The sequence below is a fragment of the Pseudomonas auratipiscis genome, from assembly GCF_036324085.1.
In the GTDB taxonomy this organism is placed as follows: domain Bacteria; phylum Pseudomonadota; class Gammaproteobacteria; order Pseudomonadales; family Pseudomonadaceae; genus Aquipseudomonas; species Aquipseudomonas auratipiscis.
On the sequence record NZ_JAZDCU010000001.1, the window covers coordinates 429,931 to 451,561 of the forward strand.

The 21,631-nt window shown below is 57.5% G+C and carries 22 protein-coding genes and 2 pseudogenes; 13 read left to right on the forward strand and 11 right to left on the reverse strand.

Features of this window, described 5'->3' with window-relative positions:
• Positions 1-32: 32 nt before the first annotated feature.
• The 3 genes from V0R60_RS01820 (at position 33) to V0R60_RS01830 (ending at position 3,472) form a co-directional block, all read left to right on the forward strand.
• Positions 33-1,100, forward strand: coding sequence for a phosphotransferase (locus V0R60_RS01820; RefSeq protein ID WP_330078534.1), 1,068 nt, complete (start codon positions 33-35; stop codon positions 1,098-1,100).
• On the forward strand, positions 1,097-2,416 hold the full coding sequence (locus tag V0R60_RS01825; RefSeq protein WP_136476111.1) for an aspartate aminotransferase family protein: 1,320 nt from the start codon (positions 1,097-1,099) through the stop codon (positions 2,414-2,416). Before V0R60_RS01820 ends, V0R60_RS01825 begins: the two co-directional genes overlap by 4 nt.
• 93 nt (positions 2,417-2,509) lie before the next feature.
• The gene (locus V0R60_RS01830) at positions 2,510-3,472 is read left to right on the forward strand and encodes a bifunctional GNAT family N-acetyltransferase/nucleoside diphosphate kinase regulator (protein WP_330078533.1); all 963 of its coding nucleotides are present in this window, start codon (positions 2,510-2,512) and stop codon (positions 3,470-3,472) included.
• A gap of 108 nt (positions 3,473-3,580) precedes the next feature.
• Here V0R60_RS01830 and V0R60_RS01835 read toward each other — a convergent pair whose 3' ends face one another.
• From V0R60_RS01835 to V0R60_RS01845, 3 genes are read right to left on the reverse strand one after another with little or no spacing between them, the layout of a single operon-like run.
• Positions 3,581-4,024 (reverse strand): DUF421 domain-containing protein, encoded by a 444-nt coding sequence (locus V0R60_RS01835; protein WP_330078532.1) that lies wholly within the window; start codon positions 4,022-4,024, stop codon positions 3,581-3,583.
• Positions 4,025-4,033: 9 nt separating this feature from the next.
• On the reverse strand, positions 4,034-4,540 hold the full coding sequence (locus V0R60_RS01840; protein WP_330078531.1) for a hypothetical protein: 507 nt from the start codon (positions 4,538-4,540) through the stop codon (positions 4,034-4,036).
• Complete coding sequence (locus tag V0R60_RS01845) at positions 4,527-5,054, reverse strand: CinA family protein (protein ID WP_330078530.1); 528 nt, start codon at positions 5,052-5,054, stop codon at positions 4,527-4,529. Before V0R60_RS01845 ends, V0R60_RS01840 begins: the two co-directional genes overlap by 14 nt.
• Before the next feature lie 263 nt (positions 5,055-5,317).
• On the opposite strand from V0R60_RS01845, the gene V0R60_RS01850 reads away from it, so the two are divergent.
• Positions 5,318-5,455, forward strand: a complete 138-nt coding sequence (locus tag V0R60_RS01850; protein WP_330078529.1) for a hypothetical protein — start codon at positions 5,318-5,320, stop codon at positions 5,453-5,455.
• Positions 5,456-5,499: 44 nt separating this feature from the next.
• On the opposite strand, the pseudogene V0R60_RS01855 reads toward V0R60_RS01850, so the two are convergent.
• Together V0R60_RS01855 and V0R60_RS01860 are read right to left on the reverse strand one after the other, a co-directional pair.
• Positions 5,500-5,613, reverse strand: a pseudogene (locus V0R60_RS01855) (NUDIX domain-containing protein); the annotation flags it as partial.
• Positions 5,614-5,800: 187 nt separating this feature from the next.
• Positions 5,801-7,201: an aminotransferase-like domain-containing protein gene (locus V0R60_RS01860; RefSeq protein WP_330078528.1), complete on the reverse strand. Its 1,401-nt coding sequence runs from the start codon at positions 7,199-7,201 to the stop codon at positions 5,801-5,803.
• 172 nt (positions 7,202-7,373) lie between these two features.
• On the opposite strand from V0R60_RS01860, the gene V0R60_RS01865 reads away from it, so the two are divergent.
• Both V0R60_RS01865 and V0R60_RS01870 read left to right on the forward strand, forming a co-directional pair.
• Positions 7,374-8,147, forward strand: a complete 774-nt coding sequence (locus V0R60_RS01865) for a class II aldolase/adducin family protein (protein ID WP_136476105.1) — start codon at positions 7,374-7,376, stop codon at positions 8,145-8,147.
• A 77-nt stretch (positions 8,148-8,224) separates the two neighbouring features.
• Positions 8,225-9,259, forward strand: coding sequence for an ABC transporter substrate-binding protein (locus V0R60_RS01870; protein WP_330078527.1), 1,035 nt, complete (start codon positions 8,225-8,227; stop codon positions 9,257-9,259).
• 46 nt (positions 9,260-9,305) lie between these two features.
• Here the strand turns inward: V0R60_RS01870 and V0R60_RS01875 are convergent, their stop codons facing one another.
• The gene (locus V0R60_RS01875) at positions 9,306-10,184 is read right to left on the reverse strand and encodes a LysR family transcriptional regulator (protein WP_136476103.1); all 879 of its coding nucleotides are present in this window, start codon (positions 10,182-10,184) and stop codon (positions 9,306-9,308) included.
• Between the two features lie 136 nt (positions 10,185-10,320).
• Between V0R60_RS01875 and V0R60_RS01880 the strand changes: the two genes are divergently transcribed.
• From V0R60_RS01880 to catA, 3 genes are read left to right on the forward strand one after another with little or no spacing between them, the layout of a single operon-like run.
• Positions 10,321-11,442: a muconate cycloisomerase family protein gene (locus tag V0R60_RS01880; protein WP_330078526.1), complete on the forward strand. Its 1,122-nt coding sequence runs from the start codon at positions 10,321-10,323 to the stop codon at positions 11,440-11,442.
• A gap of 15 nt (positions 11,443-11,457) precedes the next feature.
• Positions 11,458-11,748, forward strand: coding sequence for a muconolactone Delta-isomerase (catC, locus tag V0R60_RS01885; protein ID WP_136476101.1), 291 nt, complete (start codon positions 11,458-11,460; stop codon positions 11,746-11,748).
• A gap of 35 nt (positions 11,749-11,783) precedes the next feature.
• Entirely contained in the window at positions 11,784-12,719 is a 936-nt protein-coding gene (gene catA, locus V0R60_RS01890) for a catechol 1,2-dioxygenase (protein ID WP_330078525.1), read from the forward strand.
• 141 nt (positions 12,720-12,860) lie between these two features.
• Here catA and V0R60_RS01895 read toward each other — a convergent pair whose 3' ends face one another.
• The 5 genes and pseudogenes from V0R60_RS01895 to V0R60_RS01910 all read right to left on the reverse strand — a co-directional run bounded on the left by V0R60_RS01895 (position 12,861) and on the right by V0R60_RS01910 (position 17,773).
• Positions 12,861-13,715, reverse strand: coding sequence for an SDR family NAD(P)-dependent oxidoreductase (locus tag V0R60_RS01895; protein WP_136476099.1), 855 nt, complete (start codon positions 13,713-13,715; stop codon positions 12,861-12,863).
• Between the two features lie 141 nt (positions 13,716-13,856).
• The gene (locus V0R60_RS26905; protein ID WP_408005538.1) at positions 13,857-14,612 is read right to left on the reverse strand and encodes a methyl-accepting chemotaxis protein; all 756 of its coding nucleotides are present in this window, start codon (positions 14,610-14,612) and stop codon (positions 13,857-13,859) included.
• Between the two features lie 102 nt (positions 14,613-14,714).
• Positions 14,715-15,995: pseudogene (locus V0R60_RS26910) on the reverse strand (HAMP domain-containing protein); the annotation flags it as partial.
• Positions 15,996-16,004: 9 nt separating this feature from the next.
• Positions 16,005-16,634, reverse strand: coding sequence for an NIPSNAP family protein (locus V0R60_RS01905; protein ID WP_330078523.1), 630 nt, complete (start codon positions 16,632-16,634; stop codon positions 16,005-16,007).
• A gap of 206 nt (positions 16,635-16,840) precedes the next feature.
• On the reverse strand, positions 16,841-17,773 hold the full coding sequence (locus tag V0R60_RS01910) for a LysR family transcriptional regulator (protein ID WP_136476096.1): 933 nt from the start codon (positions 17,771-17,773) through the stop codon (positions 16,841-16,843).
• Positions 17,774-18,184: 411 nt separating this feature from the next.
• On the opposite strand from V0R60_RS01910, the gene iacA reads away from it, so the two are divergent.
• From iacA to V0R60_RS01930, 4 genes are all read left to right on the forward strand, one after another.
• Entirely contained in the window at positions 18,185-19,357 is a 1,173-nt protein-coding gene (iacA, locus tag V0R60_RS01915) for an indole-3-acetate monooxygenase (RefSeq protein WP_136476095.1), read from the forward strand.
• A gap of 16 nt (positions 19,358-19,373) precedes the next feature.
• Complete coding sequence (locus V0R60_RS01920; RefSeq protein ID WP_136476094.1) at positions 19,374-19,736, forward strand: IacB protein; 363 nt, start codon at positions 19,374-19,376, stop codon at positions 19,734-19,736.
• A 121-nt stretch (positions 19,737-19,857) separates the two neighbouring features.
• Complete coding sequence (locus tag V0R60_RS01925; RefSeq protein WP_136476093.1) at positions 19,858-21,132, forward strand: aromatic ring-hydroxylating oxygenase subunit alpha; 1,275 nt, start codon at positions 19,858-19,860, stop codon at positions 21,130-21,132.
• A 14-nt stretch (positions 21,133-21,146) separates the two neighbouring features.
• Complete coding sequence (locus tag V0R60_RS01930; RefSeq protein WP_330078522.1) at positions 21,147-21,623, forward strand: aromatic-ring-hydroxylating dioxygenase subunit beta; 477 nt, start codon at positions 21,147-21,149, stop codon at positions 21,621-21,623.
• Positions 21,624-21,631 lie beyond the last annotated feature (8 nt).

Here is a 21,631-nt window from a genome sequence, read left to right on the forward strand (position 1 = left end):
CGCCATTAGCAAGCCGGATGAGGACGCGAGTCATGCTACTTGAAAATTTGGCTGTCGATGACAGCCTGCTAGAAGCTGCCCCAGCGCAGGTCACAGACGCACAGGCGTGCGCAGTGCTCGAGCAGCACTTTAGCTTATGCGGCAAGCTGGAAAAACTGGGAGGAGAGCGCGACCTCAATTTTCGCCTGCTCCTCGAGGACGGATCCTCTCGTTTGTTCAAGCTTTCTCATCCGCTTGAGAACCCCGACGTGGTCGACTTTCACAACCAGGCAATGCGAAGAATCGCGCTTCGAGATCCGAAACTTCCGGTTCAACGCGTGTATCCGTCGCTTCGAGGCCAGTATGCGACCTTGGTTGAGGTTGATGGGCAGCACATGCTGGCCCGACTCATGTCTTTTGAAGAGGGACTGCCACTTCACCGCGTGAATCGCACCACGACGGCGTTTCGCCGAGTGATTGGGCAGTCCATTGCCCGGCTAGACGTAGCGCTCGAAGGTTTCACTCATCCAGCCGCCGGGCATGCTCTGCTCTGGGACATGCAGCATGCCGCGCACCTTCGACCGCTGCTGGCTCACATCGAGCCGGGTCAGGGGCGAAGTTTGGTCGAGCAGAGTCTTGATCGGTACGCGTTCGTCGTATTGCCGCAGGTCCCCGGACTGCGCAAGCAAGTCATTCACAATGACATGAACCCGCACAATATCATCGTTGATCCCGAGCAGCCTGATGTCCTGCGCAGCATCCTTGATTTCGGGGACATGGTGTACGCGCCCTTGGTCAATGAAGTAGCGGTTGCCGCGTCATACCACCTTGGACCGGTCGGCGATGTTCTCGAGCCGGCGCTGGATGTCATTGGCGCTTACCACCAACACAATCCGCTTGCTCAAGAAGAAATGGCACTACTGCCGGAACTGTTGGCCACGCGCTTGGCATTGGCCCTGTGCATCAATTCATGGCGCGCCGAACTGCATCCGGAAAATCGTGAATACATCCTTCGAAACGCCCTACGTGCGTGGGCAAATTTGAATGCAATGGCGTCGCTGTCTCGATCTGAAATCGAAGATCGAATCTGTTCAGCGTGTCTACGTGAGGTCCAAGCATGAGCATGGTCAACGGTTTTACTAAAGAGGACGCAACCCGGCTTTGCGACACTGAACGACGCCTGATCGAACGCCGCGAGCGTCTGCTCGGCCCAGCGTACCGTCTTTTCTACGAGCGACCGCTGCATACCGTTCGAGGGGAGGGCGTTTGGCTCTACGACAAGCAGGGCCGTCGTTATCTGGATGCCTATAACAACGTCGCGTCCATTGGTCACTGCCATCCACGGGTGGTCGAGGCTATGTACAAGCAGTCGCTGCAGTTGAATACACATACCCGCTACTTGCAGGAGGGTATTCTCGATTATGCCGAGCAGTTGCTGGGCACATTCTCTGGCGATCTGGACCGCGTCATGTTCACCTGTACCGGCAGTGAAGCGAATGACCTCGCACTTCGGATCGCCAAGCAGTTCACGGGCGGTACCGGCGTCATCATTACCCGATTTGCCTACCACGGTGTCACTGGAGATATCGCCGAGCTTTCGCCGTCGCTGGGTAGTGCCATGGTGCTACCGGCGCATGTCCGGACCGTTCGCGCGCCGGACGCTTACCGTTTGGGCGCTGAAAACGTGGCGGCGACTTTCGCCGCGGATGTACGTGCGGCGATCGATGACTTGAAAGCGCACGGTATCCGTCCCGCAGCCATTTTGCTGGATGGCATCTTCGCCAGCGACGGCGTATTGCCAGGGCCGGCGGGCTTCCTTGCAGAAGGTGTGGCGTTGGCCCAAGCAGAAGGAATGATGTATATCGCCGATGAGGTGCAGCCAGGCTTTGCGCGTACCGGTCTGAACATGTGGGGTTATTCGAGGCACAACGTGCGTCCGGACATTGTCACGCTCGGGAAGCCCATGGGTAATGGTCAACCCATTGCCGGTATCGTTGGACGCGCTGAGGTAATCGACCACTTCGGAAAGAACATGCGTTATTTCAATACCTTTGGAGGCAACCCAGTCTCGTGTGCGGCAGGCCAGGCTGTCCTGGACGTCATTCGCGACGAACAGCTCCAGCAGCGATCACATGACATTGGTATCTACCTGCTGGACGGCCTGACCAAGCTTACGCAGCGCCATGAAGTGATCGGTGACGTCAGGGGGGCTGGCATGTTTCTCGGTGTTGAACTGGTCACCGACCGTGCGACGAAGAAACCCGCAGCTGAACAGGCCCGCAAGGTCGTCAACTCGATGCGTGAACAAGGGGTATTGATAAGTGCCGCTGGCCCGCTCGAAAACGTACTCAAGATACGACCGCTATTGGCGTTTACGCAGGAGCACGCGCAAATTCTTATCGATGCCGTCGATGTCGCCGTGCAAGGGCTCGATTGACTGCTGACACAGTCCGAGTCTCAATCCTTTCCACCTGATATTCGGCATTACTGGCGTTATGGCTTAAGATAGCCGGTTGCCGAAAGAACCGTCATGGCCACAGCCATGAAGGGCTTTCATCCTTTACAAATAAGTGTGGTGAAGATGAACAAGCCTTTCATTTCGCTGTGCCCTGAAATTACTCGGGCACACGCGCTGACGTTGAAAGATTGGTTGGAAGATGAACGCGTCACCTGTTACCTGAGCGATTCGCGTGATGTTTCCCGCTCCATTGAGCACGTCATCGATCGGACTCAACTACCGATCCTGACCCATTTATTCAACCGGGGTGGCCGCTTCTTCATGGCCTATGATAGGCATGATGCCCCGGTGGGCTTTGTCCGTCTCATCAAGACCGGCGCGAACTGCGAGATCGTCCTGGTCATTGGCGACAGCGACAAATGGGGCCGAAACCTTGGTGCCCGCACGATCCGCGAAGGCATGAAACTGGCCTTCCTCGACATGCGCTCCGAGAAGCTCATCGCCAAGATCCACCCGGACAACGCGCGCTCGCTGAAAGCCTTCGTGCGCAGCGGCTTTCTGCTTGAAAGCGAAACGCCGACATTGAAGTCATTTTCCATGACCGCAGGACGCTACCTGCAGTTCCTGCGCGAAGGTGCCATTGGCGACGCCACGGGGATCTACATCACTGAAATCGACAAGGCCAGGCTCGAGAGTCTGATTGTGCTGGAGCAAGGCCCGACCGTTGTTGAACTCGAACATGAGCTTGAGCGCGCCATTGTCGTCAAACCGCAGCAAGTGGCGCGCAATGTGGTCACGATGAATTCCAGGGCCTTGCTGCAACTGGATGACGAAGAGATGGAAGTGGCCTTGGTCTACCCAGAAGACGCAGACAGCAGCGCCGGCAAGCATTCCGTGTGTTCCGACATCGGCGCCGCCATCCTGGGCTATCAGGAAGGAGACGCCATTGACTGGCGAATTTCTGATCGAACCCGCCGGATTGAAATCAGGAAAGTGCTTTACCAGCCGGAGGCCGCAGGCGACTTCCATTTGTAATACGCCTTTGACCCACTGAATGACGCGCCATGAGCGTGAAGTACATGGCGCATTGAGTGAACGCTTTAGCGACAGGGCTCGACTGCGACGATGATTGGTATTCGGGGATTATTCTTCGGCTATCACTGATATCTTGCCGTTGCGCTCGATGATGGCAAATTTGATTTGCTCCAATTTTTCTATCCCTTGGCTGTCACGTGCCGATTCAAGGATGTCATCCTCCGTCAGGCGTGCTCGACGCATACGGTGGTGCAAAAAACGTCCATGCTCGACGACCAAGGTCGCATGGCCGTCCAGCAGTCGCGCCAAACGCTTGGAATTCAGTTTTGCAAGCGACAAGCCGACATCCAGGACAATCAGTGTCGAGATCACCAGCATCGCGTTGATAAACGAGAAGTCGTCGCCCAGTAACGCCTGCTGAGTCGCCTCGCCGATGATCAGCAACAGCACGAAATCGAAGGTGGTAAGGTCGGCAAGTGAGCGCCTGCCAGCCACGCGAAACAGCAGCATCAATGCCAGGTACATTCCTGCTGCACGGAGGATCGAATCCATTGCGTGCTCCTAAGGGAACAGAAAGGTGGAGAAGCGGACAACGCTGGATGGGCCTGCCATGACCACGCCTTCAAGCGTGCCCACGTATTCGCTGCGTAACGTCAGGTAGAGCGTGGCACTACCATCCTCGCTGGAACCCAGCTGGAGCAAGATGGCCTTGCCCTGAGAGCGCGACACTTGCGGCGCTGGTTGAATGGTCTCAATGCTGGCTTCACGCAGTAAGGAGCCACCGAGTTGCAGCATGATTGGTTCTTGGGCCCTACCACGTACCGTGATACGCAAGCTGTCAGTGGTTCCGCTGCGACTGAGCCGTTGATATTCCACCAGCAGCCGGCCATCCTCGCTCGTGACCTGAGCATCGCTGAGGGGGCCGTTGCCAAACAGACCGGCCAAACCCAGCAGTAAAATGATCACGAGCACATACCAACCTACTCGTTCGAAGCGCCAGACGCGTCGCTGCAGATTCATGTCTTCCTGAACGGGATGGTACCTGGAGACGTGCTCATCGTCCGCCATTGCCATTCCCCTCAGGTGTGCGCTCGCGGAGCCAGCGCTCGTGATAGTGAGTCAGCTGGGTCAGCCCATAGAGAGCACCTGCCTGCATAACCTCCGAGCGTTCCCCGAAAAAACGCTGAGTATGCGTAAACACTGCGATGGGCTCGCCGGCAAACGCCCAGGCAAAACACAGGGTGCCGGGCAAAACTCCAGATTCAGGGGCAGGCCCGGCCACCCCGGTAGTTGCAACAGCGACGTTGGCATCGCTGTCCATCAACGCCCCTACAGACATTTCCCCGGCTACCGCCTCGCTGGTCAGTCCATAACGCTCGATTGTCTCAGGATTTACCCCTAGCAGACGCTTCTTGGCAGAAGGGGAATAGACGACATAGCCGCTTTCCAATACCTCTCCTGTACCCGGGCAGGCGGCCAGCAATGCAACCATGCACCCCGCTGTACAGGACTCCGCAGTGGTGAGCACCAGGTGGTGGTCTTTGAGATAGTCGAGCACTGCCATTACGGGATCGCATGCCATTTCGTTATCGACTCGAGGGAGCTTTTGCGGTGGACGTAATTTGTTGGCAAATGGTTCAACCCATTCAGCTTGGTCGCCGATATGAACGTCGCTGATATGAACTTTGTTGCTCGTCTGGACATCTGTGTAAGTACAAGCGGATGGGTTCCCTCCGTTGTCAGCGGAACACTGAAGAGGGGTAGGGCAGACAATGAAAAAGCACAATGAAGGTCAGGCGAAAACAGGAGCACCACCCCCAACGAATGGCGAACAAGAGCGTGACAATGATGCTCATCGACCGGATGGTTCGTCTGGAACTGTGCATGATTCGACTGCGCAGAAAACGGCTAGAAAAGACGGGCAGCGCAAATCCTGAAGCCACTCACCGCACCCTTTTGCTAGTTCTTGCCGCTCAGCGCTGAGCTCATCTGCGGTAGAACTATTCGGGGTAAAGCAGGCCCGCTAGTGGCTCAATTTTGCCACCCGGTAGAGACCATTCGGGAGCCTCCTTGCGCACGAACAGAATCCTTCCTTCTTGCAAGCAGATAATGGTCGCATGTAACTCTTTTGATGGGTTCATGACGGTTTCTCCTACATGAACAGATGGCCTGTGCAAGAGACTAAAAGCTCAATGCTTCGAGGACTAAAAGTCGCTGGGGACTCAAAGGGATTCCCCGGCACTGCATGTGCCGGTTGGAATTTTGCGCGGGTCGGGCCGCAAACCGTTTGAGCGGAGTGATCGAGGTCTCTTTATCGATCCAAACTGGTCAGATGCTGCCAAGAAAGCGATAGATTCGTTCATCCATCGAATGGGCCACATTGAAGCGAATCCATGGCAGTACGCGGGTATCCGGCATGAACAATTGCCCAGGAGCGAGGAGGATTTTTTCTTCCTTGGCCTTCATGGCCAGTGCCGTGGAGTCAACGACCTGTGGGTGTCGCGCCCACAAGAACAGGCCTGCCCGTGGTTCGACAAATAGCTCCATGCCCACACTGCGCAGGCGTCGAGCGACGCTGTCATGGGCCTCGGCCAGATAGCTTTGCAGCTGTTTGACGTGTTTGCGATGGCGCCCTTGCAGCAACACTTCAAGGGCCAGCTCTTCTGTTATTTCCGAGCTTGTGAGGCCACTGACCAATTTTAACGGCAGTAACTCTTCGATCAGTTCCTGATGGGCAGCGATGAAGCCCACTCGCAATGCCGGGGCTATGGATTTGGAAAAGCTGGCAATGTAAATCACCCTCGACAGCTGATCCATCCCGGCCAGCGCCTGCTGGCCGCTTGGGTCAAGATCAGCATAGATATCGTTCTCGACGATCAGGAAATCATACTTCTCTGCCAGTTGTAGCAGGCGATGGGCGACCGCAAGCGACAAGCTGGTGCCGGTCGGGCATTGCAGGCGGGTGTTGGTGAAGAACACCTTTGGCCGATGCTGAACGATCAATCGCTCAAGCTGTAGCAGATCAATGCCATCACGAGTGCGCGGCACGCCCAGGAGCTTGGCACCTTGTAGATGCAGGTTTAGAAAAAGATTGTGATAGCCCGGCTCGTCGACCAGCACGCTGTCGCCGCAGTGCACTAGATAGCGCACTACCAGGTCCAGGGCTTGGCTGGCGCCGCTGGTCAGCATGATTTGTTCGGGGTGGGCGGCAATCTGGCTATCCGCCAGTTTCTCGGCCAGCTTGCTGCGCAGCTTTGCGCTGCCTTTGGCAATGCCGTATCCGGAGAAACTGCTGGGTGCGCTGCGAGCCAGGATCCGCAGGCTACGTTGCAGGCCATCGTCGTCGGTCCACTGTTCAGGAAGCAGCCCAACACCAGGACGGACTTCCATACCCATTGGTTGGAAGACTCGCTGCAACAGCAGATGTGCGTCGAAATCAAACGCGTAGTCAGGGGCAACTGTCTCGCATGGCGCCTCGTCGATAACGCTTTCCGCCGGCTCCCGTACGTAGAAACCCGCATTGGGTACGGCTTTCAATAAGCCCAGCGCAACCAGTCGATCATAGGCCTCGACCACGGTGAAGTGGCTGACATTGTGCGATTGCGAGAGCCTGCGGATCGAGGGCAACTTGCTGCCAGGACGCAGCTGTTGTTGTTTGATCGCCAAGCTTATGCCTGCAACGATCTGGCTAACCAGCGGCGCCTGGGAACTGGGGTTCAGGAACATCATAAAACTTTCGCTCAAGCAGGGCATGGGCAGGCACGTGTACCGGTAAAAAGACCATAACAGTGATGCCAGCCAACGGCATTTCCTGTGTATGGCCGCCAGTAGGGTGCTGCGGCAAGATCGGGCCATAGCCGATCGATTTATCAGCAGAACATATCACGAACCTGGATCCGCCATGCACGATACCCTCCTGAAAATAGACCGTAGCAAGATCTCCCCTGAAGAGTGGAAAACCCGCTGTGACCTGGCGGCACTGTATCGGTTGCTCGCGCACTTTCGCATGACCGACCTGATCGACACGCACATTTCCGCCAGGGTGCCAGGCGAGGAAGGACACTTCCTGATCAATTGCTATGGGGTACTGTTCCACGAAATGCGTGCTTCGGATTTGATCAAAATTGACCATGAGGGCAATGTAGTAGACCCTTGGCGCGGTCCCGACAGTGTCAACCGCGCCGGTTTCAATATCCACTCGGCGATTCATGCGGCGCGTCCGGATATCGATTGCGTGGTGCACACCCATACCTCAGCGGGTATCGCCGTATCTGCACAAGAGCAAGGGCTATTGCCGATCAGTCAGCATGCCCTGAAGTTTTACCGGCGCCTGGGTTACCACACCTATGAAGGTATCTCGTTAAACCCCGACGAGCGCGCCCGCTTGGTTGCCGACTTGGGCCCGCACATGGCGATGATCCTGCGCAATCATGGGTTGCTTGCAACTGGCGGCAGCATCGCCGAAGCCTTCAATCAGATCTACTTCCTTGAGCGCGCTTGCCAGGCTCAGGTGCAGGCACTCGCTGGCGGACAAGCGTTGCGCTTCCCGACAGAGGCGGTCTGTGAATTGACTGCCCAACAGTCCGATGACGAGATCGACCAACAACTGCATCAACTTGCTTGGAACTCAGCACTGCGCCTGATCGCCAATGATCCCGTAGATTACCGCAGCTGACAGGCGACAACCGATCACCACGAAGTTATTACCTTGCCGTGCATATCTGCCAAAACTAACAATCCTAAGGGCTAGAAATGAAAAACAAAGCTATTGGAACCTTGTTGCTCGCCGCCATGGCGTCGAGTTCCATGGCCGACGAGATAACAGTGATTTCGTTCGGCGGCGTAAGTAAAGATGTGCAATCGGAGGCTTTCTATAAACCGTTTGAGAAGGCCACCGGCAACAAGGTGATCGCTGGCGAGTACAACGGCGAAATGGGCCGGATCAAGGTCATGGTCGATACCAACAGCGTCAATTGGGACATAGTGCAGGTCGAAGCGCCGGAACTGATACGCGGCTGCGAAGAAGGGATGTTCGAGCAACTGGACATGGCGCATCTGGGTAAAGAGGAAGACTTCGTGCCAGGCACACTATCGGACTGTGGCGCTGGCTTGTTGATCTGGTCGATGGCGATGGCTTACAACAGCGAGAAGTTGAGTGCTGCACCGACCGGTTGGAATGATTTCTGGGATACCCAGAAGTTTCCCGGTAAACGCAGTCTGCGCAAGGGCGCCAAATACACCCTGGAAATTGCCTTGATGGCCGATGGCGTGGACTATTCCGATATCTATACGGTGTTGGGCACCAAAGAAGGGGTCGATCGCGCATTCAATAAACTCGATCAGATCAAATCCAGCATTCAATGGTGGGAGGCTGGCGCGCAGCCAATGCAATTCCTCGCCAGTGGCGATGTGGTGATGAGCACTGCGTTCAATGGTCGGGTGTTCTCTGCCCAAGAATCAGGAGCGCCGGTGCAGATCGTCTGGAAGGGGAGCATCTATGCCATTGACTCCTGGGCGATTCCAAAGGGCAGCAAGAACAAGGCGGTCGCCGAACAGTTCATCGAGTTTTCCCTACGCCCGGAAAACCAGAAAATCCATACCGTAAAGCTTGGCTATGGCTCGACCAACCTGCACACCGCATCACTTCTCGATCCAGCCATGGCAACACGTCTGAACTCAGCCCCCGCTAACCTGGCGCAGGCAATCCCCATGAACAATGAGTTCTGGGTTGATCATGGAGAAGAGCTTGAGCAGCGGTTCAATGCCTGGGTGGCTAAAACTAACTGATGCGAAGGTGGGCGAGGGTTCGAAACGCATCACAATGCCTTGGTCGTCAACTGGAGGCGCTGGATTCTCGCTCCACCAGTGCCAAGCAGCGCTGAACAATCGGGCTGACATCACCGGTGCGGCGACTGAGGATAATCGGGCTGACAGCACTGGGGTCGAGCAGGGCGGCGTATTCGACCCCGGTGCGGTGCTGCTGAACCGAGGAGGGTACCAAGGTAACCCCCAGGCCTGCCGCTACCAGCCCGATCGCCGTCTGCAACTCATTGGCCCACTGACTGACCTTGATGCTCATGCCATGTTGCGCAAACAAGGCCAGTACGTGGTCGGCGTAGCTAGGCCGCGGGTTGGCCGGGTAAAGGACGAAGGGCTCTTTAGCCAGTTGTTCCAGCGCTAGAGCCTTGCCTGCCAACGCATGGCCACTTGGAAGCACCGCCACTAGGGGATCTTCACGCAGTACCTGCTGATAGATCGCTGGGTCGTCAATGCGAATACGGCCAAAAGCGATGTCGATCCGACCGCTTTTCAGCGCCTCTACCTGTTGCACGGTGGTCATCTCGCTCAGCCCCAATTCCAGGCCCTCGTCGCTGCGCAGCGCACGAATCAGCTCAGGCAAATCGGCATATAACGTGGACGGCGCAAAGCCTATCCCCAGCCATTGGCGCTTGCGTTCGCCAATGCGCCGGGTGTTATCGCTGATGGTTTGCAGTTGCCCAAGCAGGGTGCAGGTGTGCTCGTACAAATAGCGCCCGGCTTCGGTCAGACGTAGCGGCCGTTCGCGCTCTACCAACAACGTCCCCACTTGTTCCTCCAGTTGACTGATCTGTCGACTCAGAGGCGGCTGAGCCATGTGAAGAAGTTCGGCGGCGCGGGTGAAATTAAGGGTTTCGGCCAAAACCGTGAAGTAGCGAAGGTGGCGAAGCTCCATCAGACCTCCTGGGTATGGTGGCAGATTTTTTTGATATTGGACGCCGGTCAGGTTCTCGTGCAATGCTTGAATAATCAAGTGAAATATATTGTATTAAGCTAGCCAGCTGCGCCTCAATTGACGGGACACTCGAACAATGACAAACGCCATAATCGAAAGCCTTGACGCTTTGATCGTCGACCTGCCGACCATCCGCCCGCACAAGTTGGCGATGCATACCATGCAGCAGCAAACCCTGGTAATCCTGCGTTTGCGCTGCAGTGATGGGGTCGAAGGCATTGGTGAATCCACCACCATTGGCGGACTGGCGTACGGCTACGAAAGCCCGGAAAGCATCAAGACCAACATCGATGCACACCTAGCTCCGGCATTGGTCGGCATGCCGGCAGACAACATCAATGCGGCCATGCTCAAACTGGACAAACTCGCCAAGGGCAATACCTTCGCCAAGTCGGGTATCGAAAGCGCGTTGCTCGACGCTCAAGGCAAGCGGCTTGGGTTGCCGGTCAGCGAACTGCTCGGCGGCCGTGTGCGTGACAGTCTCGAAGTGGCTTGGACGTTGGCCTCTGGCGACACCGCCCGCGACATTGCCGAAGCCGAGCAGATGCTCGACCTGCGTCGTCATCGCATCTTCAAGCTGAAGATTGGCGCCAACCCGGTCGACATCGATCTGGCCCATGTCATTGCGATCAAAAAGGCCTTGGGCGAGCGCGCCAGCGTGCGGGTCGACGTCAACCAGTACTGGAACATATCTCAGGCAGTACGTGCTTGCCGGGTGCTCGGCGAGAACGGCATCGATTTGATCGAACAACCGATCTCACGCAACAACAGAGCAGGGCAGGTGCACCTTAGTCGCGTCAGCCCGGCACCGATCATGGCCGATGAATCCATCGAATGCGTTGAGGACGCGCTGAGCCTGGCCATCGACGGCGCGGCAAGCATCTTCGCCTTGAAAATCGCCAAAAACGGCGGGCCACGTGCCGTGTTGCGCACCGCGCATATCGCCGAAGCCGCAGGCATCGCCCTGTACGGCGGCACCATGCTCGAAGGCAGCGTTGGCACGCTGGCCTCGGCCCATGCCTTTATCACGTTGAACCAACTGACCTGGGGCACCGAGCTCTTTGGCCCGTTGTTGCTCACCGAAGAAATCGTCACTGAAGCGCCGCTGTATCGCGATTTCCACCTGCATGTACCGCGCACCCCGGGCTTGGGCCTGACTTTGGATGAAGAGCGCGTGGCGCGCTTCGTTCGCCGCTGATAGAGGGAACCACCGATGCTTTTTCACGTAAAGATGACCGTAAAACTGCCCACCGATATGGCCCCGGACACCGCTGCCAAACTCAAGGCCGATGAAAAGGAATTGGCCCTGCGCCTGCAACAAGAAGGCACCTGGCGCCACCTGTGGCGTATTGCCGGGCACTACGCCAACTACAGCGTATTTGATCTGCCCAGTGTTGAAGCATTGCATGACACGTTAACGCAGTTGCCATTGTTCCCGTACATGAACATCGAGATTGACGGCCTGTGCCGTCATCCGTCTTCCATTCACGCTGACGATCGCTGAACCGTTGCTAAAACAATAAATAACAGGTGATAACAATGACAGTGAAAATCTCACACACCGCTGATGTTCAAAACTTCTTCAAAGAAGTATCCGGTATTGATAACGACCAGGGCAGCAAACGCTTCAAGCAAATCATCCTGCGTGTATTGCAAGACAGCGCCAAACTGATCGAAGACCTTGAAATCACCGACGACGAGTTCTGGAAAGCGGTGGACTACCTCAACCGCATGGGCAGTAACCAGGAAGCCGGATTGCTGGTCGCAGGCCTGGGAATAGAGCACTTTCTGGACTTGCTGCAAGATGCCAAGGATGCCCAGGCCGGGCTCAGTGGCGGTACCCCGCGCACTATCGAAGGCCCGCTGTACGTAGCTGGGGCCCCGTTGACCGAGGGCGAGGCGCGCATGGATGACGGTACCGACCCTGGCATCGCGATGTACCTGCACGGTCGTGTGGTAGACGCCGAAGGGCAGCCGGTTCCGGGCGCTACGGTAGACGTGTGGCATGCCAGCACCAAGGGTACTTATTCGTACTTCGACCCAAGTCAGTCCGAATACAACCTGCGCCGGCGCATCCTCACCGATGCCCAAGGTAGCTACCGCGTACGCAGCATCGTACCGTGCGGCTACGGCTGCCCACCGACAGGCACCACGCAAGAAGTGCTCAACCACCTGGGCCGTCATGGCCAGCGCCCGGCGCATATTCACTTCTTCATCTCGGCGCCTGGTTATCGTCACCTGACCACGCAAATCAACTTTGAGGGTGACCAATACCTCTGGGACGACTTTGCCTACGCCACACGTGACGGGCTGATTGGCCAACTGAACTTCATCGACGACGCACAAGCGGCTAAAAACCGCGGCCTGGAAGCAACGTACTTTGCCGATCTGCAATTCAGCTTCCAGCTTCAGGCCGCAGTGGATAAAACCGCAGGTGAACGCAGCCAGCGTCCACGCGCCTTGCAAAAAGCCTGATCAAGCGCACATATGACCTTGTGGGAGCGGGCTTTGGTTCGTTATCTGGCGCGCAGCGGCAGCAATGCCAGCGCCAGGTTGGCCGTGGAACGTGGTTTTGCGAGCGCTGTGCACTCGATCGCCAGCAAGCTAGCTCCTACGTCATTGATTAGCCTGTGGGGCGAGTTCGCTCCGGCCATCCAGGGCGCGCACGCTTAGTCCCAGTTCCTCCAGCAATGGCAGGCTGCAGGCATTACGCCCGGTCAGCGACTGGCGGGGGCCTGAGCAGAGCGCCAGGGCGGCTTCGGCCATCGCTTCGATCGGCTCGAATATCGCCTGATCATCGATGCTGCCAGTGTCGAGCGCACCTTCACTGGCCACCGCTTCGACCGGTGCGAGGCTATTGATGGCAATCGACTGGCTGGCCAGTTCCATGGCCCAGCCTGCTGTCAAACGTTCCAACGCCGCCTTGGTGGCGCCGTACAGGCTGGGCGAGGCGGTGTTATGGAAACGGTAGGCGCGGTCATCGCTGTAGTAAGGGCCACAACCAGGTCGCTGTGAAGTTGCACTGGACAGATTGAGGATCCAGCCGCCACCGCGTTCAACCATCACTGGTACAGCCAGTTGGCTCAGGTGCAGCGGTGCAATGAAGTTGATTCCCAGCGACAGCTGCACATGCCTGGCCCGCTGCTCCTGGGTTGGGGCGAAGCGTGCAAAGGCTGCGTTATTGACCAGAATGTCGACACCACCCCAGTGCTCGAGCGTTTGCGCCATGATGCGTTCGCGGTCTTCTTCCTTGGATAGATCGCCGGTGATGCTCAAGCATTTTCCACCCCGGCTGCAGATGTAATCGGCGGTTTCCTGCAATGAGCCGGGTAGCCTGCCGCCTGGCTCGCCGGTACGGGCAGTAATCACAACCCGAGCGCCTTCGGCGGCAAAGCGCTTGGCGATCGCGGCACCGATGCCTCGGCTGGCACCGGTGATGATGGCGATCTTGTTCGCTAGAATCTGCGGCATGCTGCTCTCCTGATGGTGGCGACATCAACAGCAGTCAGTGCAGCGTAAAGGGCGCACTGGCGAATCGTTCATTTGGCCTATGTCTGCAAATTCGCCGGCCGCAACTGGATACGCAAATGACGCTCAAAACTACCCAATCATTTACGCCTTAAACAGCTGAATCAGCACTTGCTGATGATCCGCCTGCGCAGTCAACCGCTGGCTGATCAGCGCCGACTGCTCCGCCTGCCCAGACAGCGATTCGGTCACATTGCGGATGGCCTGAACGTTACGATTGATCTCTTCGGCAACGCTGCTTTGCTCTTCAGCGGCACTGGCGATCTGCAGGTTCATATCGGTGATTTCGTTCACCGCCTGGCCGATCTGCTCCAGGGTGCGTACCGCTTGCTGCACTTGCGCGACGTTCTGCTGGGCCAGTTCATGGTTGGCGTGCATCGATTCGGTGACATCGCGGGTGCCGTCCTGCAGGTCATGGATCACCTGGCGGATTTCTTCCACCGAGTGTTGGGTGCGTTGCGCCAACCCACGTACCTCATCAGCTACCACAGCAAAGCCGCGGCCTGCCTCGCCAGCGCGGGCCGCCTCGATGGCCGCATTGAGGGCCAGCAGGTTGGTTTGCCCGGCGATGGACAGGATTACTTCCAGTACCGAGCCGATTCGCTGGCTGCTGTCTCCGAGTGACTGCAACTGCGCCATGCCGCTAGTCATCGCGTGGGCTTGGGTTTGGATCGCGCCGGATGTCAGGGAGACCACTGCCAAGCCCTCCTGGGTCGCTTCATCGGCGCGGCGGGCGGCGTCGGCGGCATAGGCTGCACTTTGTGCCGACGATTGCGCGGCAACGGTCATTTCGTGCAGTGCGGTGGCCACCAGATCGATCTCGCGGAACTGCTGCTGCATGCCGATGCTGGTTTGTTCAGCGATCAGCGCCGATTGATTGGCAGTGGTGCGCGCCCCTCCCAGCGATTGTTGCACCTGGACAATCACCGGTTGCAGTTTGTCGAGGAAGCGATTGAAGGCGCGGGCCAAGCGACCGAGTTCGTCACTCTTGGCATAGGACAGGCGTTTGGTCAGGTCACCTTCACCCTCGGCGATGTCATCGAGCATTTCGCTGACGCGCAGCAGTGGGCGGGTGATGCTTTTGGCGGCAAACCACATCATCACAATGCCCAGCAACGCTGCCGTCAAACCGAGCGACAGTTCAATTCCGGACGACTTCCAGCGTTGGCCGTCCATCCAGCTTTTCATCGACTCGGCAGGGGCGACCAGGATGCTGCGCGGTACATTGACCAACACCCCCCAAGGCTCGGCTCCAGCGATGGGTTGGATCGGTGCCAGCAGTTGCATTTGATCGGCACTGTCCAACGCCTGAATACGGTTTTGTTTCTGCAATGCGAGGATCTGCGCGGCTTGTGTCGGCATAACCTGCTGCAGGGCGCTGCCCAATTGGGCAGGCGACTCGGTGTGCGCGGCAAGCACGCCGGAGGGGCTGATGATGGAGATACCGGCTCGTCCGTCATAGAGTCTTTGCGCTTGCGCCTGGGCATCCTTCTGCAGGACTTGCAGGTTGATGTCCAGGCCGATGACGGCAATGACCTTGCCCTCGACGATCAGCGGCAGGGCAATGCTTGTGACCAACCGCTTGGTGCCGGTGGATTCATCAAAGTACGGTTCGAGAAGGCAGGATTTGGCGCTCTCGACAGGGCAGGTAAAGAAAGTGTTGAAAGCCGCGCCGCTGGGGCCTTTCGAGGTGTCTGTCAGCAGCTTTTCGTCGCCCGGTACCGCTTGTAATACGCCGGGGTTGGGTTGCAACCAGTAGACGGCAAAGCGTCCGGCATCGTTGCTGCCAAGGTCGGTGTTGCCTTTGAACGCGGCGTCGATGCCGTCCAGTGCGTTGGGTTGGAAGATCAAAAACAGTCCGAGGACCTCCGGGTGATCTTCAGCGGCCTTGCGCAGCTCGGTGCTCAGCGATTGACGCGTGGCGACGGCTTGCTCACCTGATTGTGCGCGCTCACGTAGAAACAGCACCTGGCGTCCGAGCCCAGCAGCCAATTGATAGGCACTGTTGAATCCGTTCTGTACTTGCAGGGCTTGTATCTGGGCTTTGTCTTGCAGGGTACGCTGAGCGGCTTGCGCCAGTATCTGGCTGGCAAAGTCCTTGGCGCTTTCGGTGCTGGTGCGGGTTTGCTGTAAGGACAAGCTGACCAGCAGGCCGACCACGGTAATCAGGCACAAACTGGCGAGCCAAATGATTTTGCTCTGGATGCTCAAGCTGTTTTTCATCGCGGTGCCTTAACAAAGAGGAGAAAACGCGGCGGGCAGGTACACCACTGAGTTCATTTCTTGCAGTTGCGGTGCCGAGTTTTCGGGTGGCCAAACGCCGTTTTTGACCGCGCGCGTACGCACGTCTAGGCGCTGCTCCAGGCTTGAGTAAGGCCAGATATGCAGGTAGCGCGGTACGCGGCCACTGGTGGCATAGAAGGCGGCGTACACCTGGGAGTAGTCATCGCCGGTGCGTGGACCAACGGCTTTTTCCCAACCTTGCAAGGTGGGTTCAAGGCCAGAAGGCACCAGGTTGTACTCGCGCAGTTCGTAGAAAGGGCCGTGCTCTCCCGCTGGCAGCGGCTGCAGAAATGGGAACAGGCAATAGTCGTCAATGTGCTGGTGCAACAGGTACTCGCCGATGCCCAGGCCATCGGCTGCGAGCAACAGGCGCATGCGTTCGGCGTCCTTGATTTCGCTTGAGGCAAAGCTGCGCATAACTGCAATGGTGTTCTGCGGGCCAATTTCGGACACCCAGCAGCCCACCAATTCAACGCCTTCAAGGGCATGGCCAAGGGCGGCTTGCAGCTTGGGCAAGGCGTGCGACGGGGTACGAACGCGCAGGGTCAAACGGATCAACTCATACAGTTGATGGCTCATGGATACGCCTCAAGGTCGTTGGCTGCTGTTTTTGTATGCTGTGCTACGCGAACGCCACACAGTGGCCTGCGAGCAACGTCGCTGGATGCGCAGAAGCTACGGGGGCGGGGGGGAGGGCTCAATGACAGAGGGCGACGATGTCGTTGCGCTTTGTGCAACAGTTCCCTTACATAGCGCCTTGCCGGCGATGTGCTGCGCAGCAGTGCTCAGCGTACCGGCGAAGTACGCAGGGCTTTGGCAAGTGCCAGTGCCAACGCCTGAGTGACCTCGGGCAAGCGTCGTGAGCGGCGGGTAACGATCTGTATCTCGGTGTGCTCCATAAGCGGACAGTCGATGGGGATAGCTCTGAGTGCACCGGATTTCAGTTCCTCCCGCACCGGCCTTTCGGGTAGCAAGGTCGCACCGGCGCCAGTGCGCACAAAATCGAGAATCACCGACAGCGAGTTGGTGATAATGGCCGGCTCGATCTTCAAGTCAATGTTGGCACAGGCCAGATCGAGCAGTTCTCGTACGCGAAACTTGGGGCCCGGCAGAATCAGCGACGTTTTGCTCAAGTCTTCAAGGCTCACGCGTGTACGTCCGGCCAGCGGGTGATTGCGATCGACGATCAGGCACAACGGTTGCGCCAGTGAGAACAGCTTTGAAAACTGAGCGGCCGGGCACGGCGAGAAGATCACCGCCAGGTGCGCTTGGTCTTGCGCAACCATCCGCTGCACTTCATAGGAGGGCGCACTGATGATCTCGGTGCGCAGCGTTCTGTGCTCGCGCAAAAAGTGATTGAGGCTGCTGATCGCGTGAGCGTCCAGTAAGCCTTCACCCACGGCTATGACCGCTAAGTTCTGCTGCTGGCCACGTAAATCGTCCATCTTGCTGAACAAGTCCTGCTGGTGCGCCAGGCGGGTCTGGTAGTACTCGACCACGACCTTGCCTGCGTCGGTCAGCTCAACGCGGTGCGCACCTTGCTTGACCAACTCGATGTTCAGCTCCTGCTCAAGCTTGGCGATATGGCGGCTGATGGATGAGGCCGCTACGCCGAATTCATCCGCTGCGGCGCGCATCGAGCCTCTCTGGTGGCTGATGTAGAGGTACTTTAAACGGCTGTCCTGAAAGGTCAGTTCCGATAGGGCATTTGCAGGCATGGCTAACGTCTCGCAGCAGGTGCTCGGCTGTGGGGACACGGTAGCACCGCTGGTCAGCGGGCCGTAAAAATTACAAAAATATTTTTCCAATATTCTTCAGGTAACTCATGTGGCTGCAGCTCGAGCATGAACATAAAAACGTTATTAATCATATATTTATATTGATTTTATATGAATCGATTGGCCGTTTTATGCGTGGGTTATCGCCGCTGGTAAGAGTGAATATTCCATTGACTATTCACGTAATTGGAGGCAAATTCGCTCCACGGCACCAAAACAAGAAAGGTACTCGATCATGCCGACCCATCCTGCTTGTCCTAGCCAGCCTTGCTGCGCTACCCCAAGAGCATTCTCGCTCTACTGCCCATTGCTCATCGTCCTTACAACCGTTACTGAAGACGGAGTTTCTCTATGAATCCGCTTAGCGTTTCGCACGCTGCACCTGCGTCTGCGCTTGCCAGTGGTGCTGCCTTTGAAGCCTTGCTTGACGGTGTTCGGGAGCGTGCCCGGCTGAGTGAGTTTGATCGCCAGCGGCACATCTCGCGTGACGTCATCGATGCTTTCAAGGTCCATGGCGTATACCGCGCTCTGGTGCCAAAACGCTTTGGCGGCAACCAATGCTCGCCAGCGCAGTTCTGCGAAATGATTGAACGCATTTCCCACGCCGACGGCTCGGCAGGCTGGGTGGCAAGCTTCGGCATGAGCCCGGTGTACCTGGCGGCGCTGCCCCTGGAAACCATTGCTCAGGTGTACGCCAACGGCCCGGACGTGGTATTTGCCGGCGGCATCTTCCCACCGCAACCGGCTGAAGTGGTGCCTGGCGGCTTCCAGGTCAAGGGTCGCTGGAAGTACTCCAGCGGCTCCATGGGTGCTGATATTGTTGGCGTCGGTATCGCGCCGAAAAACGGTGACAAGTTCGACCTGCCTCGTATTGCCGTCATGCCGCAATCGCAAGTGCGCATTGACCAGACCTGGGACACCGTGGGCTTGTTGGGCACCGGCAGTCACGATCTGGTGATCGATGACGTAGTGGTGCCTGAGCAATGGACCTTCGTGCGCGGCGGCCCGTCCAATCTTGATGAGCCGTTCTTCCGTTACCCGTCGTTGTCGTTTGCCACTCAAGTGCTGTCGGTGGTGGGCTTGGGTGTTGCCCGCGCCGCACTGGACGAGTTGGCCGGCATGGCCAGTGGTCGCATCTCGGTGACCGGCGCCCCGGCATTGGCCGATCGCCCCTTGGCCCAGGTAGACATCGCCAAGGCAGAAGCGGCATTGCGTTCGGCACGGGCGTTCTTCTACGAGTCGATTGATCAGGCCTGGAGCCATGTGCTCGCCGGCGACCCGGTGCCAGCGGCCGCCACCAACTTGCTGCGATTATCTTCGACCCACGCCACCCGCGTTGCTGCCGATGTTGCCCGTACCGCGCAAATGCTCTCGGGGATGACCGGGGTGTACAACGAAAGCCCGCTGGCCCGCTGCGTCAATGATGCGCAAGTAGTTACCCAGCATGCGTTCATGGGCGACGTTACTTATCAGAACGCCGGCGCAATCTTCTTCGGCAAACAACCGCTTCCTGGCTATATCTAATTAACGAGAACTTATCATGAGTGACTACAAAGCATTGCGTGTGTTGTTTTGCATGGGTATCAACCAAAACTTCTTTGATGCCCCGCGCGAAGAACAACTGCAAGTGTGGGCCGCCTTCAGCGAAATGTGGAACGGCATTCATGACCTGCCAGGCGTGAACGTGCTGGGCAACATGGATGACGACAAAGGCATGGTTGGCCCCTCCGATGGCTTTCCTTGGACCACCTACCTGCTGGCCGATGTACCGAACATCGAGACGGTTCATGCCGCCTGCAATCTGTTCCGCGTAACCGCGGTGGGCGAGGGCACATACAAGTTGTGGCGCTATGCAAAAGTTGAAGCCCGCGTCGGGCGCGAGTTGATTATTCAACGCGCTTGATTGACGGCAACTTCGCCGCGCACTGAGTAACACTGCATTTAAAAAATTAACGCCACAGTTGCGATTCTTATTGCAGCCGCAGGCGCCGTGTTGCCGGAATTTGATCCGGCAAGGAGATACCGTGAGCAATTTGATCCCCGCTGTAAACCTGGCGGTCGACCCTGCCGATCTGGTGCAGGCTGACCGTGTCCACACTTCGCTGTACACCGACCCGGCACTGTTTGATGCCGAACTGGACAAAATCTTCTACAGCACCTGGGTGTGGGTCGCTCACGAAAGTGAAGTGCCGGAAGCCGGCAACTACAAAACCACCTACGTCGGCAAACAGCCGGTGATCGTGGTGCGTGACCGCAAGAAGAACATCAACGTGCTGCTCAACCGGTGCCGCCACCGTGGTGCCACCGTATGCGAACACAAGAAGGGTAAAACCGCTAGCTTCGTCTGCCCGTACCACGGCTGGGGCTACGCCCTGGACGGTTCGCTGCGCGGCATTCCGCACCCGGAAAGCTACGGCGACTGCATCGACAAGGCCGAACTGCCGCTGGTGAGCCTGCGCGTCGAAACCTACAACGGGATGATTTTCGCCACCTTCAAAGATGACATCGAGCCGCTCAGTGACTTCCTCGGTGCAGCGAAAAAGTGGATCGACCTGTTCATGAAGCAGGGTGCCGGTTACGGCATCAAAGTACCGGGTGAACACCGTTTCCGCTTCCCGGGCAACTGGAAGATCCAGCTGGAAAACACCACCGATGCATACCACTTCCCGTTGGTGCACAAGAGCTTCCTGTCCTCGGTCGATGAACAAACCCTGGAGCTGTTCGACTTCGTCAAAGGCCCGGGCTACGTCGAAGATTTGGGCAACGGTCACAGCGTCATGGTCATGATCCCTGACCTGGTCGACCTAGAGGCCGACTTGGACAAACCCATTCCTGAGCGCTTTGAGTCGCTGGCCGCCGAGCTGCGTGACGAAGGCATCGAAGAACAACAAGTGCGGCGCATCGTGCGTGCGGTCGGCGGTTCGGGCTTCAACCTCAACCTGTTCCCCAACGTCGCCTGCTCGATGGCGTTTTTCCGCGTGCTGCAACCGATTTCGGTCAACGAAACCGAAATTCACCACTCGGTAATCACCATGGACGGCGGCCCGGCCGTCGCTAACCGCTATCGCCTGCGCCTACATGAGCACTTCCAGGGCCCGATGGGCTTTGGCACACCGGACGACTCCGAAGCGTGGGAGCGCGTACAGAAGGGTGCCAACGCCGGTGAAGACCTGTGGATCATGCTCAACCGCGGGTTGCCGGGCGAGAAGCCTAGCGAAGACGGCCTGGTGTCCGACGTGAGTGCCGAAACCGGCATGCGTGCGGCCTACCAGCAGTGGAAAAAGATGATGTCGGCTTGAGTGTGGAGAACCTTATGAACCTGCAACTATTGCAAGAAGTGACCGCTTTCATCTGGCAGGAAGGCGACATGCTCGACCACGGCGAGTACGACACCTGGCTGAACCTGTGGACGGAAAAAGGGACGTACATCATCCCGATCAACCCGAAAGAAACTGACTACGAGAACACCCTGAACTACGCCTATGACGATCACCACATGCGCAAGCTGCGTGTGCAACGCTTGATTGGCGGCGAGTCGATCTCCACCAGCCCGCAACCGCGCACTGTGCGCAGCTTGTCGCGCTTTCGCGTGTTGGTCGACGACGGCATGAACCTAACCGTGCGCTGTGCACAGAACGTGCGCGAGTTTCGTAAGGAAAGCCTCAAGCACTACACCGCCGACCTGACGTACGAGCTGGTACGCGCCGAGGGTGTCTTCAAGATCCAGCGCAAGTTGATCAGCCTGATCAACAGTGACGATTACCTCGCCGGTATCGGCTACATCCTCTAAAGGAGACA